Annotated in this window: 15 protein-coding genes; 10 read left to right on the top strand and 5 right to left on the bottom strand. The window is 63.3% G+C overall.

Annotated elements, in window-relative coordinates; all coding sequences use genetic code 11:
• Window positions 1-73: 73 nt before the first annotated feature.
• On the bottom strand, window positions 74-2,638 hold the full coding sequence (locus tag IB279_RS23985) for an SH3 domain-containing protein (RefSeq protein ID WP_192339870.1): 2,565 nt from the start codon (window positions 2,636-2,638) through the stop codon (window positions 74-76).
• A gap of 427 nt (window positions 2,639-3,065) precedes the next feature.
• On the opposite strand from IB279_RS23985, the gene IB279_RS23990 reads away from it, so the two are divergent.
• The 9 genes from IB279_RS23990 (at window position 3,066) to IB279_RS24030 (ending at window position 12,079) form a co-directional block, all read left to right on the top strand.
• Window positions 3,066-3,515, top strand: a complete 450-nt coding sequence (locus IB279_RS23990; RefSeq protein WP_060521790.1) for a helix-turn-helix domain-containing protein — start codon at window positions 3,066-3,068, stop codon at window positions 3,513-3,515.
• 27 nt (window positions 3,516-3,542) lie between these two features.
• Window positions 3,543-5,414 carry a hypothetical protein gene (locus IB279_RS23995; RefSeq protein ID WP_060521791.1) on the top strand — a complete coding sequence of 624 codons (1,872 nt, stop codon included), beginning with the start codon at window positions 3,543-3,545 and terminating at the stop codon, window positions 5,412-5,414.
• A 32-nt stretch (window positions 5,415-5,446) separates the two neighbouring features.
• Window positions 5,447-5,668 (top strand): hypothetical protein, encoded by a 222-nt coding sequence (locus IB279_RS24000; RefSeq protein ID WP_034799164.1) that lies wholly within the window; start codon window positions 5,447-5,449, stop codon window positions 5,666-5,668.
• Between the two features lie 7 nt (window positions 5,669-5,675).
• Entirely contained in the window at window positions 5,676-6,923 is a 1,248-nt protein-coding gene (locus IB279_RS24005) for a YcaO-like family protein (RefSeq protein WP_090296020.1), read from the top strand.
• Window positions 6,920-7,645 (top strand): TfuA-like protein, encoded by a 726-nt coding sequence (locus IB279_RS24010; protein ID WP_113506484.1) that lies wholly within the window; start codon window positions 6,920-6,922, stop codon window positions 7,643-7,645. The genes IB279_RS24005 and IB279_RS24010 overlap by 4 nt, the downstream gene beginning before the upstream one ends.
• Before the next feature lie 119 nt (window positions 7,646-7,764).
• Complete coding sequence (locus IB279_RS24015; RefSeq protein WP_034799160.1) at window positions 7,765-8,001, top strand: hypothetical protein; 237 nt, start codon at window positions 7,765-7,767, stop codon at window positions 7,999-8,001.
• Window positions 8,002-8,438: 437 nt separating this feature from the next.
• A complete protein-coding gene (locus tag IB279_RS24020) occupies window positions 8,439-9,476 on the top strand; it encodes an isopenicillin N synthase family oxygenase (RefSeq protein WP_113506485.1) in 1,038 nt (345 codons plus the stop codon).
• A gap of 45 nt (window positions 9,477-9,521) precedes the next feature.
• Window positions 9,522-10,883 carry an O-acetylhomoserine aminocarboxypropyltransferase/cysteine synthase family protein gene (locus IB279_RS24025; RefSeq protein WP_082566553.1) on the top strand — a complete coding sequence of 454 codons (1,362 nt, stop codon included), beginning with the start codon at window positions 9,522-9,524 and terminating at the stop codon, window positions 10,881-10,883.
• A 170-nt stretch (window positions 10,884-11,053) separates the two neighbouring features.
• Entirely contained in the window at window positions 11,054-12,079 is a 1,026-nt protein-coding gene (locus tag IB279_RS24030) for an NADP-dependent oxidoreductase (RefSeq protein ID WP_113506486.1), read from the top strand.
• A gap of 20 nt (window positions 12,080-12,099) precedes the next feature.
• Here IB279_RS24030 and IB279_RS24035 read toward each other — a convergent pair whose 3' ends face one another.
• The 4 genes from IB279_RS24035 to IB279_RS24050 form a co-directional block, all read right to left on the bottom strand.
• On the bottom strand, window positions 12,100-13,866 hold the full coding sequence (locus tag IB279_RS24035; protein WP_113506487.1) for a tetratricopeptide repeat protein: 1,767 nt from the start codon (window positions 13,864-13,866) through the stop codon (window positions 12,100-12,102).
• A gap of 233 nt (window positions 13,867-14,099) precedes the next feature.
• Window positions 14,100-14,360 carry a hypothetical protein gene (locus tag IB279_RS24040; RefSeq protein ID WP_060521795.1) on the bottom strand — a complete coding sequence of 87 codons (261 nt, stop codon included), beginning with the start codon at window positions 14,358-14,360 and terminating at the stop codon, window positions 14,100-14,102.
• A gap of 446 nt (window positions 14,361-14,806) precedes the next feature.
• Window positions 14,807-15,838, bottom strand: a complete 1,032-nt coding sequence (locus tag IB279_RS24045; protein ID WP_082584670.1) for an HAD family phosphatase — start codon at window positions 15,836-15,838, stop codon at window positions 14,807-14,809.
• Between the two features lie 77 nt (window positions 15,839-15,915).
• Window positions 15,916-16,881 carry a formylglycine-generating enzyme family protein gene (locus IB279_RS24050; protein ID WP_082573032.1) on the bottom strand — a complete coding sequence of 322 codons (966 nt, stop codon included), beginning with the start codon at window positions 16,879-16,881 and terminating at the stop codon, window positions 15,916-15,918.
• A 277-nt stretch (window positions 16,882-17,158) separates the two neighbouring features.
• Between IB279_RS24050 and IB279_RS24055 the strand changes: the two genes are divergently transcribed.
• A complete protein-coding gene (locus IB279_RS24055; RefSeq protein ID WP_060521798.1) occupies window positions 17,159-18,130 on the top strand; it encodes a MoxR family ATPase in 972 nt (323 codons plus the stop codon).
• The last annotated feature ends 3 nt before the right edge of the window (window positions 18,131-18,133 follow it).

Here is an 18,133-nt window from a genome sequence, read left to right on the forward strand (position 1 = left end):
CCGGCACGACTCTCAATCATTACAAAGGCTAACATACCACCGGGCTGTTGCGCCAACGTCAAGAGCGTCGCGGTCAACGGCGACGGAATCCACCACCGCCATGGAACCCACCGCCTCCATGGAAGCCACCTCCGCTAAATCCACCGCCACCACCAAAGCCACCACCGCCGTGGAAGCCGCCGCCACCAAAGCCACCGGGTCGGTCAAAGCCGCCTCCGCCACTGCTCGGGAAATTCAACGGCCGCTGATCGAAAGACTGTCGTTCGAAGGAGCGCTGGTTGCCAAGTTGACGTCCGATATTGTCGATCGCCAGATGATCGGGGGCACGAGCGCGGTCCGCGCCTTGACCGGCTTGCTGGCGCGTGTCGATCCGCTGGTTGAGGTTCGCCGCCGCATCCGGATGATTGGCGGAGAATTGCTCGCCCACCTTGGTCCTATCCTGGATCAAAGGCTTCTGGACTGGCTGCCAACCGTCGGGCGTACGCTTTTGCCATTGTCCGTCGTCACGACGATACACGTTTCCGTCACGGCCGGCATAGACGTCGCCGCCCTTGCCGCCGGCGACAAAGCCATGGTTCCCGTCCGACGTGCGCCAATTGACGCCGGCGCCATTGGCGGTCGAGCCGCCGCTGATGCGGGCAAAATCGGACCCGTGCTTGACGGCCGCGGTGCCCCAGCTTCCGTAGACGTTATGTCCGCCGCGGGCCATCGCCGCGTTGCCGGTGCGCGGATTGTAGGCGGCGACGAAGCCGCGGTCTCCGTTCGGTCCGTAGCCGGCCGCGCCGCGAACGTAGGTGCCCGTGCGCGGATTGTAGGCCGCACCGGCAGCAATGCCGCGATAGGGCCCGTAGGCATATCCATAGCGGCCGAACGTACCGATGGCCGGATTATAGAAGGCGCCGACCCCATAGGTTACCGGGCGTGGATAATAGGGCCAGTAACCGCCACCGGCCCAGCCGTAATCCCAATAGTCGTCATAGTACCAGCCGGTGCCGTAGACGAAGGTGTCCCAGGCGAGATAGGCACCCAGGTAACCCATCGTATAGCCGAACCAGACCGCGTCGGGCTCGGTATCGTAGATGCGCACATAGGTGGCATTGTAGATCGGCGACGACGGCGGGATGGTATAGATCTCGTCCGGCACCGCCTTTGCCACAGCGAACGGCCCGGTCGGTGCATCGCCGACGAACCAGACCCCGTCCTTGAGCACGAAATACTTGTCGCCGACCTTGATGACGGTCTCGTTGGTGTTGACCGCGTAGGTCAGGGACGTCCCGTCGATCGTTTCGAACTTCGGGTCGCCGCTATAGGCGACGTCCACCGTGACGGAGCCATCGAGCGAGACACGCGCCTTTTCGGGAATGCTCGCCTTCAGCCGCGCCTCTGCGTTTTCGGAGGTACCGGGAACGGACGCGCGCACCGTGTAATAGGCGGCATCCTGCGGAATGTTCTGGAAGTCCTGCGGCAGCTTGGGCGTCGCGAAGGTCCAGGGGCCGTCGAGCGCGGTACTCGCGAACCAGCGACCGGATACGAGGATGTACCAGCTTGAGTCAACGTCACGGTAAAAGGCGTCGCTCTCGGTGTTGGTCGCAACCTTGAGACCGGTGCCCGGCACCTGTTCGAGTTTCGGCTCACCGTCGAAGGCGAGCAGTTCCGACGGCTTGTCCGAATAGATGACGTCGGGCACGATCACCTTGTCCGCCTGCGGCGGGATCGCCGCCTTGGCATCCTTCCAGTTGTCGTCGTCCGGCAGTTTGCTGAGTATGTCGGGAAGCGACGAGGCGGACTGCCATCCCGAGGCGAGATCCTTCGATTGCAGCCATGACTTGTCGTTGCGCAGGTAATAAGTGGCGTCAGCCTCGACCTTGAACAGATCCCAATTGGTGTTGACCGTGAAGGAGAGCCCCTCGACGCCCTTGACCGGGGCAAACACGGCCTTGCCGTCGGTCTGCACCAGGATCGCCGGCTTCTTGCTGATAAAGATCGGCGGCGCGTCGGCCTTCAACCCCTCGACATTGCCGAGCCGCTGGTAGTCGGCGAGGCTCGCCGTCAGCTTGTCCTCCGAAATGGTGATCGTCCCGACCGGCATCAGCTTGTCGACCTCGAGCGTCAGATCCGCCAGTTCCTTCCGGTCGAGGACGGAGAAGTTGATCTCGGTCATCTTGATATCAGAAACGACGACCTGGCCGGAGGCGCTGTCGGCATCGGTCTTGCCAGTAACGCCAACCACGCCGAAGATCGGCTTGGCGTCGTCGGACTGCTTGTATTCGGCGGCGATCAGCGCATCGAGTTCGGTGAAATCCTTCCAGGCGTTGATCTGCGGCTGATAGAGCGTGATGGTCGCGCCACTATCGGTCTTGTAGGCGCGCGGCCAACCGAGCCCCTTGGGATCGGCATCGTTCAGGTACTTGCCGCTCACGAAGCCGTTCTGGCCATTGAAGCTTACCGCGCACCAGGTGCCCGCATCGTCGCATTCCTTGACATCGACCTCGGTTCCCTCGGCGATCGTCCCCAGACTGTTGGAGGCGGTTCCCGGTCCTTCCCGGAAATTGACTGAGGCGCTCGTCGTTGCCGGCCCGGCCCGCGCCGGAACCGCGGCAATCGCGAGGAGGGTGAAGGCGAGTGTCAGTCTGCGCATTGCGGTTCTCCGAGATCCCGGGCGGCCGACCCGCGCCCGCAACGACTGAAGCCGAAGCTGGCACCGGAACTGGTTGAGCCATAGACATCTTTGCCCATCGCCAAAGCGCAAGTACGTAACAGTAACGGCGACCGTAACGGGTCGCCGAGAAGTTAGACGCAACGGAGCGGAGCGTGCCGCAGCAAACGCCGGATACCGGAACGATTCGGAGCGCCGCAGGGGCGCATGCCGTTTCACCACCCCTCCCCGGTCCTTCAGGTTGCCCGCTTCTGTCCCGATCGCGACGGTCGCTATCCCGTCTCCCCAGGTAAAATCATTAAAGCGTCGCAAATCTTTGTGTTTTAGCCCGTAGTGATTGCATAGAGTCATTTATTCAAGCAAACTCATATGTATGATTTGACCACTCCTACGTGCGGAGGAAATACAAGTGAACACGAAAGCCCCCAGCCAGATCGATGTCTTTGTCGGTTCCCGCGTCAGGATGCGTCGGTTGATGGCCGGACTGAGCCAGGAGAAGCTGGCCGACGGTCTCGGGATCACATTCCAGCAGGTACAGAAGTACGAAAAAGGCACCAACCGCATCGGCGCGAGCCGTCTGCAGGCGATCGCCGATATCCTCGGCGTGCACCCGAGCTTCTTCTTCCAGGAGGGTGAAGACCCTGCCGGCGCACGCAACGGCGACACAACGCGCGAGCCGAGCGAAATCTCGTCCTTCGTTTCGTCGAAGGAAGGCATCGCGCTCAACCGCGCTTTCCTGAAGATCACGGACCCGGTGCTGCGCAAGAAGATCATCTCGCTGGTCGCCGCCGTTGCCCAGACGCCGGAGACCGAGACCGCCCGCTCAAGCACGAGCCACGCTCAGGACCTGCACGGCTAAGCACCCGCGCCCGACAGGAATGACCGGATGACATTCAGACTGCAGACCCTCGGGCGCTTGCGGCTCGTCGATAACGGCGGGCGTGAGGTAGCGTTTCCCGAAAAGGGTCTGCTGATCCTGTGTCATCTGATCGTCGGCGGCCACAGCGAGCAGTCAAGAAACGATGTCGCCAAGCTCCTTTGGGACGAGATCGTCCCGAGCCAGGCCTTCGTCAATCTGCGCAAGACGGTCTCCCGCATCAGCGCGCGCCAGGAAGAACTCGGCTGTCACTTCCTGAGTTTCTCGCCGTCGGCCGTGCGCTTCGACGCCAGCCGGCTCAAGAGCGACCTCGATACCATCGGGCGTGAGGCGGGCGATCCACTTTCCCGTCTCCAGTGGGCCGTCGAAACCTTCCAGGAAGACTTCCTCAAGGACTTGAAGTCCCAGGGCCAGGCGCTGCATGGCTGGATCGAGCGGCAGCGTGGCGAGCATATGGCGCTGCTGCGCGAAAGCCTGCTTCTTGCGGCAGCGGAGGCGACGAACAATCATCGCAAGCTGGTCAAGGCGGCAGCGACCCGGCTGCTCGAGCGCAACCCGCTCGACGAGGACGTGCGCAAGATCCTGACCCAGGCGTTTCAGCTTGAGGGCAACCATCTGGAGGCACGGGCTGTCTCGAATGGCGGCGGCGCGATCGCGATCAACAGGCCGGAATTGCGATCGGTCTCGACGATAATCGCGCCGACGTCGGAGCCGGCAGCCGACTCGCGCCCGCCGCGCGTCGTGCTTCTGCCGCCGAACAACGGCGCGAACGACAGTCCGGCAACACAATTTGCAAGCGCATTGATCGAGGACGTGACGATCGGGCTTTGCGCGCTTCGCTCGGTTTCGGTGATCGCGCCCTACACGGCCGCACAGATCAGCCTGCAGGCAGACAAGGCCAGCACCTACCAGAAGCACGCCATCAGCTACATTCTCGACACGCGCCTGACCGACGAAGGCAGCCGGCTGACGCTCTTCACGCAACTGATCTTCTTTGCCAATGACGAAGTGATCTGGGCCGACCGTTTCAATCTCGATGGCGACGGGCTGATGGCCTCACGGCGGGAAATCGCCCGCCAGATCGCGCTGGCGATCGCCAACCAGGTGGAGCGCAACGAGACCCATCGCCAGACCTACGAGACCAATGTCGGCTCGTACCGCAGCTTCCTCCTCGGGCAGCGCTATCTCAAGCAGCTCAACCTTCCGGAGCTGCGGCGCGCGCGCAAGAGTTTCCGCCAGTCGCTCTATGAGAACTCCGGCTTTGCGCCGGCGATGAGCGGGCTCGCCCGCAGCTATTTTTTCGAGTGGCTGCTGACAGCCCGCGGCGACGCAGAGCTGCTGGCGCTTGCGGAACGGCATGCGCGCGATGCGGTGGTGGCCGACGACACGCTGGCAACGGGCTATCGCGAGCTTGGCGTCGTCAAGCTCTACTTGAGACAGTTCGACGAGAGCATGGAATACCATGACAAGGCGGAGGCGCTGAGCCCTCAGCACGCCAACGTGATTGCGAGCTACGCCGACACGCTGGTGCAAGCTTCGCGCCCCGAGGGTGGCCTGCGCAAGATCCAGGCAGCAATCGATCTCAACCCGATTGCGCCGGACGAATATTTCTGGACCGCGGCCGGCGCCAGCTACTCGCTTGGCCAGTATGAGCAGGCGATCGCCTATATCGAGCGCATGCGCGATCCGACCCCTGCCGACCGGCTGTCGGCGGCAAGTTGGGGCATGCTCGGCAACCGGAAAAAAGCGCGCCAGTTCGTCCGTAAGACTTTCGACGTGCATCCGGACTTTGATCTCGACAAGTGGATGACCATCGTTCCCTTTAGGGAAGAATGGCAGCGCGTTCATTATTGCGAGGGCCTGCGCAAGGCGGGCTTCTAATTTCTCACATCAGCAACGGCCAGGAGGGGAAAATGGCAAAAGTAGTGGTGATCGGTTTGGCGGGTGACAACCGGCTTTGGGTTGCGGATCTGGATGCGGGCACGGTCTCGCAGATCGCAACGCCGACGCAGGGGCCGCTGGCTGCGGCCAACGACCTGCGTAACAACAGCGGGGCAATGGTGCACAAGGGCGTCAATCTCGCCGTGGTTGCGGCCTCGTCCGGCTCCGTTTCCGGCGGGTTCATGGACGGCTAGTCCACGCGTGGCACAAGCCGCTGAAACTGGCCGGCCGTCGGACGAGCATTCCAGCCGTCCGGCGGCCGAGCCGCTTTCCTACAGCGATCGCGCCTGCCCGCCAGAAGAAACGTTCCGGCGGATCGAGGCATTCCTGCCGGCGCTCGGCGTCACCCGGCTCGCGCGGCTGACCGGCCTCGACCGGCTCGGCATTCCCGTGTGGAGCGCCGTGTCGCCCAACGCCCGATCGATCGTCATCAACCAGGGAAAAGGCATCACCGACGTTGACGCCAAGGTTTCGGCGGCCATGGAGGCGATCGAGCGGGCAGTGGCCTGCGCGCCGTCGGCCGCGACAAGAACGGCCACCAGCCGGGCTCTTTCCGAAACGGGCGATCGAACGCTGCATCTGCCGGGGCTCATCTCGGCGGGGCAAGCGGACCTTCAGAACGACGAAACGATCGACTGGCTCCGTGGCTTCGACCTCTTTGACGGCGCAACCACCTGGGTCCCGCGCGAAGCGACAATCCTCGACCGGACGATCGTCGATTGTCGTTACTGGCAGTCCTCCGATGGCCTGGCCTCGGGCAACACCGAGACCGAGGCGACCCTGCACGGCTTGCTCGAGCGCATCGAGCGCGACGCCGAAACGCTGTGGCGAATGCTGCCGCTGAACGGCAAGCACCGAGGCTGCATCGATCCGGGAAGTTTGGAGGATCCTGTCCTCGATGCCCTTACGGAACGGATCGCCTCTTCAGGTCTGGAGTTGCGCCTGTTCGACATGACCAGCGACATCGGCATCCCCTGCTATGCCGCAACCCTCGCCGAAGCGGGCATTCTCTCGGCCAGGCAGCCGCGTTATCACGACGTCACGATCGGCCACGGTGCCCACCCCGTGGCGCGGCGCGCCGCCATCCGTGCCGTGACCGAGGCCGCCCAGTCGCGGCTTACCTATATCAGCGGCGCCCGCGACGATGTGTTCCCGGAAACCTTCACCCGCGACCTTCCCGAGGAAACGCGAGGCCTGTTTGCCGCCGTGCCGCTCCGGACAAGCGTGGCGGCCCCCGATGTCCCGGCCGGGCCTCAGGCGCAGCTCGATTACGTACTGCGGCGGCTTGAAGCGGCTGGCGTCCGGACGGTTGTCGTCGTTCCGCTGATGGAAGGCGTTGCACCTTTCTCGGTGGTCAAGGTCATCGTTCCGGCCCTCGAAAATCCCGACGGCCTGCGCAAGCGTCGCTTCGGAGAACGCGCGCTCGCCCGTGCTCTGGAGGCCGGATGAACGTTGTCTTTGTTGGCCCGACGCTGCCGGACGCACGAAACGCGGCGGACAAGAGCGTCCTAATCCTCCCGCCTGCCGTTCAGGGCGACGTCCTGCGCGAAGTTGAGGGCGGTGCAACCGCGATCGGGCTTATCGACGGCAACTTCGAAAATGCTGCGCCCGTCTGGCACAAGGAAATCCTTTATGCGCTGTCGCTGGGCGTGCAGGTCTTCGGCGCGGCCAGCATGGGCGCGCTGCGCGCGGCGGAATGCGCGCCCTTCGGCATGGTCGGCATTGGCGAGATCTACCGGCAATACGCCGAAGGAGCCCGCGTGGACGACGCCGATGTTGCGCTGATCCACGGCCCGGCCGAACTCGGCTATCTGCCGCTGACACTCCCGCTGGTCAACGTCGATGCGACGCTCAAGCGCCTCTCGCAGACCCAAGCCCTTGCCCCAGCGCTCATCGCATTGATGGGCGCGACGGCGTCCGCCATGTTCTACAAGGAGCGCAACTGGGCGGGCATCGTCGCGCGCGTTGCACTGCCGGCGGGGACGGACCCCGCCCGTCTCACCGCGCTGCTCGCGAGCGAATATGTCGACCAGAAGGGCATCGACGCGCGACATTTACTGGACGCACTGCGACACACGCCAACCCAACGGACGGTTGCAACGCAAGGCTGGAAATTCAATTCTACCAGCATGTGGAAGAGGTTGTTCGGTCAACCTGACGCTTCATCTTAAGGATGTGGTTTTCACATACAACGTGTGTCACGCTCATGTCACGCGCAATGCCGCGAAGTCACGCTATGATTGGCCACGGTGGGCTGGATCTGCGGATCCAAAGGAAGCTGGGGAAAATCATGCTATCTTCATTTGCTGTGCCAGTAGAACCGGAAGACAAGGAAAAGGAGCTCTTGGCACTGGCTCGTCTTGTCACCTATGCGCGCGACTCCGCCAAGACCCTCAACGTCGAAGGCGTGCAATACTGTCTCGAACTCGCGCTCGCATCGCTGCTCAAGGAGGCCGAGGACTGCGGCAGCCAGAGAGCGCATCTGACCAACGAGTTGCTGACGCGCCCGAGCCTCGGCCGCTGCTGAGTTCCACGCCGCTTTTGGGATTGCGGTCATCCCGCGATTGGTCCGCCTGCGCGGACCGGTGGCTTTGCGATTGAGCGATGACACGAAGATAGCCCCGTTTGGCCGAAGGCGAAGCGGGGTTTTGGTCGTTGTTAGGCCTAGCGTCTGCCGCTCCCCGCGTTTCGCCGCAAGCGGATTTCGTCGCCGAACGATCGTTGCTCTCGCACCGCATGAGACAGCTCAGGGAATCCGTAAAACAGACGGCCGGGACGGATATTCCCCGCAAACCAGTTCCGTTCGAAAGCCCGCTTCGCGCTTTCGTTGAAATTTAGTCCATAATTTCCATAGACAATATTGAGTGAGCGAGCCACCTCCGGTTAGGCTTCTCCCATCATGTGCGAACCGGCGCAGGGCCCTTATCGACTGGCCCACCGCCTGAACGACAAAGGGAGACCAGCTTGAGCCAGACAAATCCAACCCTGCCCGTCCTTGACCTTTCGCGCTTTGCGGCGGGCCACCCCGAGCGGGCCGCAGCGCTCGACGAGTTGCGCAGCGTTGCCCGCTCGGTGGGCTTCTTTTATCTCGAGGGCCACGGGATCCCGCAGGACGAAATCGACGGCATTCTCTCGCTTTCGCGCCGCTTCTTCGCGCTGCCGGAGGACGACAAGCTGGCGATCGAGATGCGCAAGTCGCCGCACTTCCGCGGCTACAATCGCGCCGGCCTCGAATACACGCGCGGCACGCAGGACTGGCGCGAACAGGTCGACTTTGGTCCCGAGCGCCAGAGCCTCAATATCGCGTCCGGCGATGCGCCGTGGAAGCGGCTTGTCGGCCCGAACCAGTTTCCGGACGCCTTGCCGGAACTGAAGCCTGCGATCCTTGGCTATATCGAAGCCGTCACCGGGCTCGGTATCCGGCTGATCGAGATTTTCTCCGAAGCGCTCGGGCAGAAGCCCGATGTCTTCGGGCCGATCTATCGCGATGGCCCCAACCAGTTGCTGAAGATCATCCGCTATCCCGGCCGCGACAAGACCCAAAGCGATCAGGGCGTCGGCGCCCACAAGGACGGCGGCTTCGTCACCATCCTGTTGCAGGACGTGGTCGGCGGACTGCAGGTCGACGACGGCAAGGGCGGCTGGATCGACGCACCGCCGAAGCGCGGCACCTTCGTCATCAATGTCGGCGAACTCCTGGAACTGGCATCGAACGGCTATCTGCTCGCCAACATCCACCGGGTGGTAACGCCGCCAGCTGGCGGCGATCGGCTCTCGGTCGCCTTCTTCCTCGGCGCCAATCTCGCTTCGACCATCCCGGTGCTCGATCTCCCGCCACAGCTTGCAGCCGAGGTCCGCGGCGTCACCCAGGATCCGCAGAACCCGCTCTTCCACGAGGTCGGCCGCAACGTGCTGAAATCCCGGCTGCGCTCGCACCCCGATGTCGCCGCCGCGCACCACGCAGACCTGCTGGAACAGCCAAAGGCGGCTGTGCCCGCCTGATCAACCGGACAGCGCCGATCAACCTGAGAGCCAAGGAGAAATGGCATGACGATCCATCAGAAGCCGGAAGAACCGGCAGTCGAGATCAAGACGCCGAACGGCCTGCGCGAAGCCGGCGGGCGGTTGCATCCCGAAACGCTGGCGCTCCACGGCGGCAGCTATCGCTTCGATCCGGCAAGCGGCGCCGTCGCCGTGCCGATCTACCAGACGACCTCCTATCAACTGCCCGGCACCGACGGCGCCGACAAGCTCTTTGCGCTGGAGGCGCCGGGGCATCTCTACACCCGCGTTTCCAACCCGACGCAAGACGCGTTTGAGCAGCGGCTGGCGGAGATCGAAGGGGGAGCAGCCGCGCTGGCACTTGGCTCCGGCCAGGCGGCATCAGCCTTCGCGCTCCTGAACCTTGCGCGCTCCGGCGACAACGTCGTCAGCGCCGCCGGCCTTTATGGCGGCACCTGGGCGCTGTTTGCCGCCACGCTGAAAAGTTTCGGCATCGAGGTTCGTTTCGTCGATGCGGCTGATCCCGAGGCGTTTGCCCGGGCGACGGACGACCGGACACGTGCCTATTATGCCGAGTCCCTGCCGAATCCGAAGCTCGAGGTCTTTCCGATCGCCGAGGTCGCCGAGATCGGCAAGCGCTTCGGCATTCCGCTGGTCGTCGACAACACGGCGGCCCCGCTGACGATCCGGCCCTTCGACCACGGCGCTGCGGTAGTCGTCTATTCGACGACAAAATACATCGGCGGGCACGGTACCTCGATCGGCGGCGCGATCATCGACAGCGGCCAGTTTCCCTGGCACGAGCATGAGGCGCGCCATCCGAACCTGCACGAGCCTGACCCGAGCTACCAGGGCAAGACTTGGCTCGAAAAAGCGGCCGCGATCGCGTTTCATCCCTATATCCTGCGCGCCCGCGCGGTGCTGTTGCGCGACCTCGGCGCCGCGATCAGCCCGCTAAACGCATTCCAGTTCATCCAGGGTCTGGAAACGCTGCCGCTCCGGATCCGGCAGCACAACGAGAATGCCATCAAGGTGGCCGAGTTCCTCCGCACCCACCCGAAGGTGGCGCGGGTGATCTTCCCGAAGTTCCAGGATGGCGAGGCAAAAGCGCGCGGCGGGAAATATCTGCTGAACGGCCACTATGGCGCGCTCGTGGGCTTCGAGCTGAAGGACGGTCGCGAGGCGGGACGGCGTTTCATCGACGGGCTGAAACTGCTCTACCATGTCGCCAATATCGGCGACGCGCGCTCACTGGCCATTCATCCCGCCACGACGACGCACTCGCAGCTGTCGGAGATCGACCAGCTAAAGACCGGGGTGACGCCCGGCTATGTCAGGCTTTCGATCGGCATCGAACATCCGGACGACATCATCGGCGATCTCAGACAAGCGATCGACGCCGCCTGAGCGTAAGACGCTTTCGCATTTTCCGCGGGCTCGTCCACAGGGGCGAGCCCGCGGAGCCGTTTGCGGCTCAAAACACGTCTGTAGGCCTTTGTTTCGTTTCATGCGAAAAGAGCTTCTCGTCGCGCGTCAGCCGTCGCGGGGCATCGGGACACGCACAGGAGGAAAAGACTATGAGCAAGAATACCCAGGTCCTGCTTGCCGCGCGGCCATCCGAAAAACCGGTGCCGAGCGATTTCCGCGTCGTCGAAACGGCTATCCCGGAGCCGGCGGAAGGCGAGGTTCTCCTGAAGATCCTCTACCTTTCGCTCGACCCCTATATGCGCGGCCGCATGAATGCCGGCCGCTCCTATGCCAAGCCGGTGGAGATCGGTGCTGTCATGGAGGGCGGCACGGTCGCCCGCGTCCTCCGCTCGCGTCACCCGGATTTCAGCGACGGCGATTTCGTTCTTTCCCACTCCGGCTGGCAAAGCTATGCGCTGTCGCGTGGTACTGACTTGCGCAAGCTCGATCCGGCGGCCGCACCTCTTTCGACGGCACTCGGCATTCTCGGCATGCCCGGTTTCACCGCCTATGCGGGGCTGCTGACGATCGGCAAACCGCTGCCGGGCGAAACGGTCGTCGTGGCGGCTGCAAGCGGCGCCGTCGGCTCGGCGGTCGGGCAGATTGCCCGCATCAAGGGTGCGCGCGCAGTCGGGATTGCCGGCGGGGCGGACAAATGCGCCTTCGTTCGCGACACGCTCGGCTTCGACGCGGTGATCGATCACCGCGCGCCTGATTTCGCCGAACAGCTCGCCGCCGCCTGCCCCAAAGGCATCGACGTCTATTTCGAGAATGTCGGCGGTCATGTCTGGGATGCGGTGTTCCCGCTGTTGAACGACTTCGCTCGCGTGCCCGTCTGCGGCCTGATTGCGCACTACAACCAGCCCGCAGGCGCGCAAGCCGGGAGCGACCGGTTGCCCGGCGTCATGCGCGAAGTGCTCAGCCGGAGCCTGCTCATCCGGGGTTTCATCCAGCGCGAGTTTGCCGCTCAGAGGCCGCTCTTCTATCAGGAGATGGCCGGCTGGATCAAAAGCGGCGAAGTCCGCTACCGCGAAGACATCGTCGACGGGCTCGAGAATGCGCCGGAAGCCTTCATCGGCCTGCTGGACGGACGCAATTTCGGCAAGCTGGTGATCCGGGTCGCCGCAGAAAGCTAAAAGGCGGCCCGTGCCCGGCCTTACTGCTGGGCGAAGCCGGCCTTGGCGAGACCGTCATCGAGCAACGCGATCAGGTCCGGCGCGTAGCCGCGAGCGACCAGTTCCGTATCGTACGGCTGCGACGCGCGCGTTTCGTTCAGGCGCAATCCGTCCAAGGCGCTGGTCGCTTCCCGCGTCAGGCCGAGTTGGCCTGCCGCTGCGACGCGGAGGAGATTGACCGCCATGTCCGCCGGATTGGCAAGCTCGCGTGCGCGCCTCAGCGCTTCGCGGTAGCGGCCGCTGCGGTAGTCTTCCAGCGCCAGGGTCAGCGCGGCATCGTGGTGAAGATACTCGCTGCCGGCATCCGCCACACGGGCCAGATTCACCCCTTGCGAATAGGCGCCGCTGACGAAAAGCAGCAGGCCTAGCCGCGCCGGAATGGCGTCGTCGAGCGGATTGAGTGCCGCCGCGCGCCGACCGGAAATGAACGCCGCTTCCCTGTCGCCGGCTGCAAAGCGCGCTTGCATCTGGGCGACGTAGCTCTGGCTCGATTGCGGTGCCAGCGCAACGGCCTTGTCGGCGAGCTTCAGCGCACGCTCAGCCACCGTCGGCGCGGCGCTCGCTTCACCGGTTGCCACCAACACCATCGCCAAGCTCGCCAAAACATCGGCGTCGGCGGCCTGGTAGGCAACGGATTTTTCAAGGCAGCCGTGGGCCGAAACCAGTCCCTCAGGGTCGATCCGCGCCAGTGCCACATCCGCCTGAAGCACGCAGCCGAAGCCGATCGACGGCGTCACCAGTTGCCGCGCAGCCTCCAGACTGACAATGACGCCCTCTTCGCCGGCAAGCGAAAGGGCCAGACGAGAAAGCAGCTTTTCCTGTATTTCCTGCGCATCGCCGCTGTCGAGCGCCACCTTCGAGCTGCCGGACCTCAGCGCCTCGTTGCTTTGCACATCGATCACCTGCCAGGAGACCTCATGCCGGCGATCGTCGGTGCTGTAGGCGATGGAAAGCCTGTATTCCTTGCTGCCCTGCAGCTTGACCGGCGGCGCGGACGAAACCCACCCGGTAATCGACGCCACGTCGACACCCGCGGGCGAGAGCGGCGCAAGGGTGCGGACGGCGGAAAACTGCGAGAGTGCGTGGACCAGATAGTCTCCCGCCTTCTTCTGCACCTCGTCGTCAGCACCCTGCCGCGTCGGCACGTCAACGACGATCGTCGGCTTGGCCGAGAAAACCGGCTGCCAGGGAAGGTGGTCGGCAACGGACACGTAGAAGGCCCCGGCCATGACCGCCACGCCGGCTCCAAGTGCCGCGAAGCCCGCAAGCGGGCGCCATTTGCGGGCAAGAACGGCAGGCGCAATCGCGAGCTCGATGGGCTGCTCGGCTGCCGCCTCAGCAACCGGCGTCGTGCTCTCGAGCACTCCTCTCAAAGGCTCACCGCTGATCACGAATTGCGGAACGTAATTGCCTTTCGGCAGCTCGATGCGAAGCTCCGCTCTTTCGCCGAGCGCCTCGTAATACTGCGCCAGGGCCGCGCGCAGGCGCGACGCTTCCACACGCACGATCGGATCGGTCGCAGGATCGAAGGAGGCGGGCCGTCCGAAGACGTCAATGGCGATCGTGTAGGCTTTCACCTGGCCCGAACGGCCAGCGAAAAACTCGTCAACCAGGTACCGCAACAGCTTGCGATGACGCTCGGTCGCGTGAAACTGGCTGTCGGCAAGAATGCGCTCAAGGGCGGCTCGCGCCTCGCATTCTGCAACGGCAATGCAGTTCGTATGACCCGCATTTCTGCTGGCTTCCATGATGCGCTCCCAACTGCCACAACCCCAAAGAGAGTGCAACGCGAGGCGAACTCTAGACGAGAGCTTCCGTGGCGGAAAGAAGAATATCGCACCGTCACAAAATATTTTCATCGAAGAATTGAATCATTTTAAGTTGGAACAGGAACGCTCGATCATTCCCATAGAATTCTTGTGGGGTTTTCGTCGCTCTGACAAGCTCAAGCGAGCTATTTGTTAATCACAACGGACTACGCTCACGTCCCCGTATCGGCGATACAGACGGAAATGACCTCTTCTTCGATCTCGCGACAGATCAATTCATACTCCGAGATCATCGGATGATCCAGAGGGGCGAGACGCCTTTGCCGGTCAAGCATAGAGCTCGCTTCCTCATAGGCTTCGCAGAGGCTTGCCAGGGACTGGTTCTTGGCACAGAGCAATTGCAACTGGCCGCGCAGAGCCGGCAGCCTGAGCATAAGCTTCAGTAGTCCCCGTTGAGAGGCTGCGCTGGGCATGGGTTACCATCCGTTTGAACGACAATCGATGCTCATGCCTTTGCATTCCCCAAGGTGTCAGCGACGACCAGACACCGTTGCGGGCGGGGGCCGGCTCGCCGGTCGGTGCTTGTGGCCAATCCGGCCCTCGCTTACCTCTCCCCTGAGCGAAAAGTGGCACGAACGCCGATTTTCGGAAGTACGTAACAGTAACATTGGCCCGGATTGCCGGCGCCTTGGCAATCTTCGCCTGGAATCCCATGATTCCGGCCGTCAGCAGCCGCACAGGCGGCACACGCGATATCGCGATCGATGTTGAGAGATGTTCCGCGGCGGGAAAGACGAGCAAGAGCACCATCGTCCGCGCGACGATAGTCGACCACGGCCCCGCGCTAAAGTCGCACTTGGCACTCGGCCCTCGCCCCGACATCGATAGCTGAGGCGCACGGCGCCAGCCGTGCAGCCACCTATTTTTCGAAGGCGTAGATCTTGCGCCAGTCGTTCTTCATATCGACCAGAAGCCAGTTTCGCTGCTCGGCCTCGGTCATCGCCTTGTCCAGCTTGCCGACAGGGGATTGCCGATCATAGGCCCATTCGCGCTCCCCGTCCGTATGGTGCACGATCATGCCGAAACGCGGGCCGGAGCCCGCCGTTACCCAACGCAGCATCTCATAGTCGCCATCGGAATTACCGGCGGCGAAGATCGGGCGGCGACCGATAAAGGTGTTGATCCCGACCGGCTTGCCGGCACCGTCGTCGATGAAGTCGATCTTGGGCTCCCGCATCAGCACCGGCGCGTCGCCGTCGAGTTCGTACTTCGTCGTGATGCTGCTGCCGACCACCTGCTCGGGTGGGATCCCATACATCTGTTCGGTCATCGGCCGCATGAATTCGATGCCGCCGCCCGAGACGATATAGGTCTTGAAGCCGTTTGCCCTGAGATAATCGAGCAACTCGCGCATCGGCAGAAAGGTGACCTCGTTATAGGGGCGATCGAAGCGCGGATGCCGGGCGGTTGCAAACCAATCCGTGACCGTTTTCGTGAACGCGTCCGTCGTCATGCCGGCATGGGTCGCCATGACCAACTCGACGATGCCTTTTTCGCCGGCGGCGGCAACGCCTGCCATGTCCCCCTTCAGCAGCGATGCGAAAGGCTCCTTGTCCTTCCATTCGGGGTGCTCGGGCGCCATCGCCTTGACGCGGTCGATGGCGAACATGCCCTGGAAATAGTTCGGCTGCTCGGTCCACAGCGTGCCGTCATTGTCGAAGACGGCGATCCGCTCTGCCGGCGACACGAAATCGGCGCTGCCCTCGCTGGTGACCCGTGTGACGAAATCGACGATCTCGGTTTTCGCCTCGCCATCGTTCCACGAAGGCAGAATGTCGGCCGGCGCATCGGCCGCCACAAGGGCAACAGGTGAGGCGAAGGCCGCAACGAACGCGAGCAGCAGGCCAGCGAGCCTTGCGCGACGCCGCGGTTTGCAAGCCCTTTCGTCCATCACGAACCCCAGACGCATCGCTGTTGCCGTCATCATCCATCCTCCTGGCGGAACGGTTTTCAAGTCCTCCGGCCGGATCAGGGCCGCCGAATGCAACGGAACCCAATATGGGTCGTCGCCGCGTTTTCCTCGTGCGCGTGACGCGCCGCCGGACGATACCGACGGCAATAGTTAGGCGCGCAGAGATGGGATCCGCCTTTCACGACGCGACGGGCGATATGGATCGTCGGCTGCCGCGGATCGAAACTCGCTTCCCGGTCCCCGCCCCGCGGATTGGCGGGTATGCAGCAGCTCTTTTGCGCCGGCGCAGGGTGGCGGGTGGACCAGTAGTCGCTGGTCCATTCCCAGGTATTGCCGATCATGTCGTAGAGGCCGTAGCCATTGGCGGGAAAGCTCGCGACCGGCGAGGTCCGCTCGAAGCCGTCGGGCTTCAGGTTTTCCGTCGGAAACATGCCGTGCCAGGTGTTTGCCATGAAACGTCCCTCGGGCACCAGTTCGTCCCCCCAGGCAAATTCCGCGCCTTCGAGCCCGCCTTTCGCGGCGAACTCCCATTCGGCCTCCGTCGGCAGGTCCTTTCCCGCCCAGGCGGCATAGGCCTTGGCGTCGAGGTAGGAGACCTGCACCACCGGATGGTCGAGTTTGCCGCGGATGTTGCTCTGCCGCCCATAGGGCCGCCGCCAGTCGGCGCCGAACTTGAAGTTCCACCATTGCGAAGGACTGTTGCTGGTCACCCGCTTCGGCGGGTCGAAGATCACTGAACCCGCCCGCATCATTTCCGGAAGCGCGCCCGGATAGTCCTTCGGATCGGGCGTCTTCTCCGCCTCGGTCACGTAGCCGGTCGCCTCGACGAAGGCGGCGAACTGCCGGTTGGTAACGGGCGTGACGTCGATCCAGAAGCCGTCAACTTTCACCGGATGGGCCGGCGCTTCCTCCGGATAGTGCTTGTCCGAACCCATGAGAAAGGTCCCGCCCTCGATCCAGATTTGCTCGCGGGCGCTGATCGCCGCCGGCGTTTCGTCGACAAGGGGCATTTTCGGGGACATTTGCATGTGGCTCTGATCTCCCTTGGCACCGTCGGCTAGCACGCGCGCGGACGGTCTGCACACGTTAGCGCCAAATGCCCGCTGCCCAAAGTACGTAACCGTTACGCAATCGCCCAAAGCCCTCGGGGCGCAGGCCGCGTGCCACAAGAGGTATCCGCCATCGCCGCTCAGGCCTTCGTTACTGTTACGTTCTTTCCAATTGGCCTGATTTAACAATAAGCTCTCGCGAAAGTTCATGACGACTGATGTTGCCGGCGGGGCAAGGGAGCAGGACTTCATGGGTGCACGCGACGATATCCAACAACTCGGCAAGCGCATCGGCGAAGCGATCATCGGCCAGGAGGGCATGATCGAGCGCTTGCTGCTGGGGCTGCTCAGCAACGGCCATCTGCTGGTCGAGGGCCTGCCCGGACTTGCGAAAACCCGAGCGATCAAGAGCATGGCCAAAAACCTCGATGCGGAGCTTTCGCGCATCCAGTTCACACCCGACCTCTTGCCCGCCGACATCACGGGGTCCGAGATCTATTTTTCCGAGGGCGGCAAGGGCGCGTTCCAGTTCCAGGAAGGGCCGATCTTCGCCAATCTCATCCTCGCCGACGAGGTGAACCGGGCGCCGGCCAAGGTGCAATCGGCGCTGCTCGAGGCGATGGAGGAACGCCAGGTCACGATCGGCGGCAAGAGCCATGTGCTGCCCGATCTCTTTTTGGTCATGGCGACCCAGAACCCGATCGAGCAGGAAGGCACCTATCCGCTTCCCGAAGCGCAACTGGATCGCTTCCTCATGCACATCCAGGTGGATTATCCGGACGCAGCCTCAGAGGCAGACATCATGCGGCTCGTGCGCTCGGAGGAAACCAACGCCAAGTCCAACAATCATGCGACGGAGAAGCTTGCCCAGGACGCGGTCTTTGCCGCACGCAAGGAAATATCGGCGATCACCGTTTCCGAAGCGATCGAGAACTACATCGTCGCGCTGGTGATGGCGACACGTTATCCCGACAAGGTCGACAAGGATCTGGCCAAGTGGCTTCAGGTCGGCGTGAGCCCGCGCGGCGTCATCGGCCTCGATAAGGTTTCGCGGGCGCACGCCTGGTTGAACGGCCGCGATTTCGTCACGCCCGACGATGTGCAGGCGACCGTGCACGATGTCTTTCGCCATCGCCTGGTGCTCTCTTACGAAGCGCATGCCGGCGGCACCACCGCCAACCAGGTGATCGACCGCATCGTCGAGCTCGTCGCGGTCGCCTGAGGA

This window comes from Ensifer sp. ENS06, assembly GCF_014852205.1.
GTDB lineage: Bacteria > Pseudomonadota > Alphaproteobacteria > Rhizobiales > Rhizobiaceae > Ensifer > Ensifer adhaerens.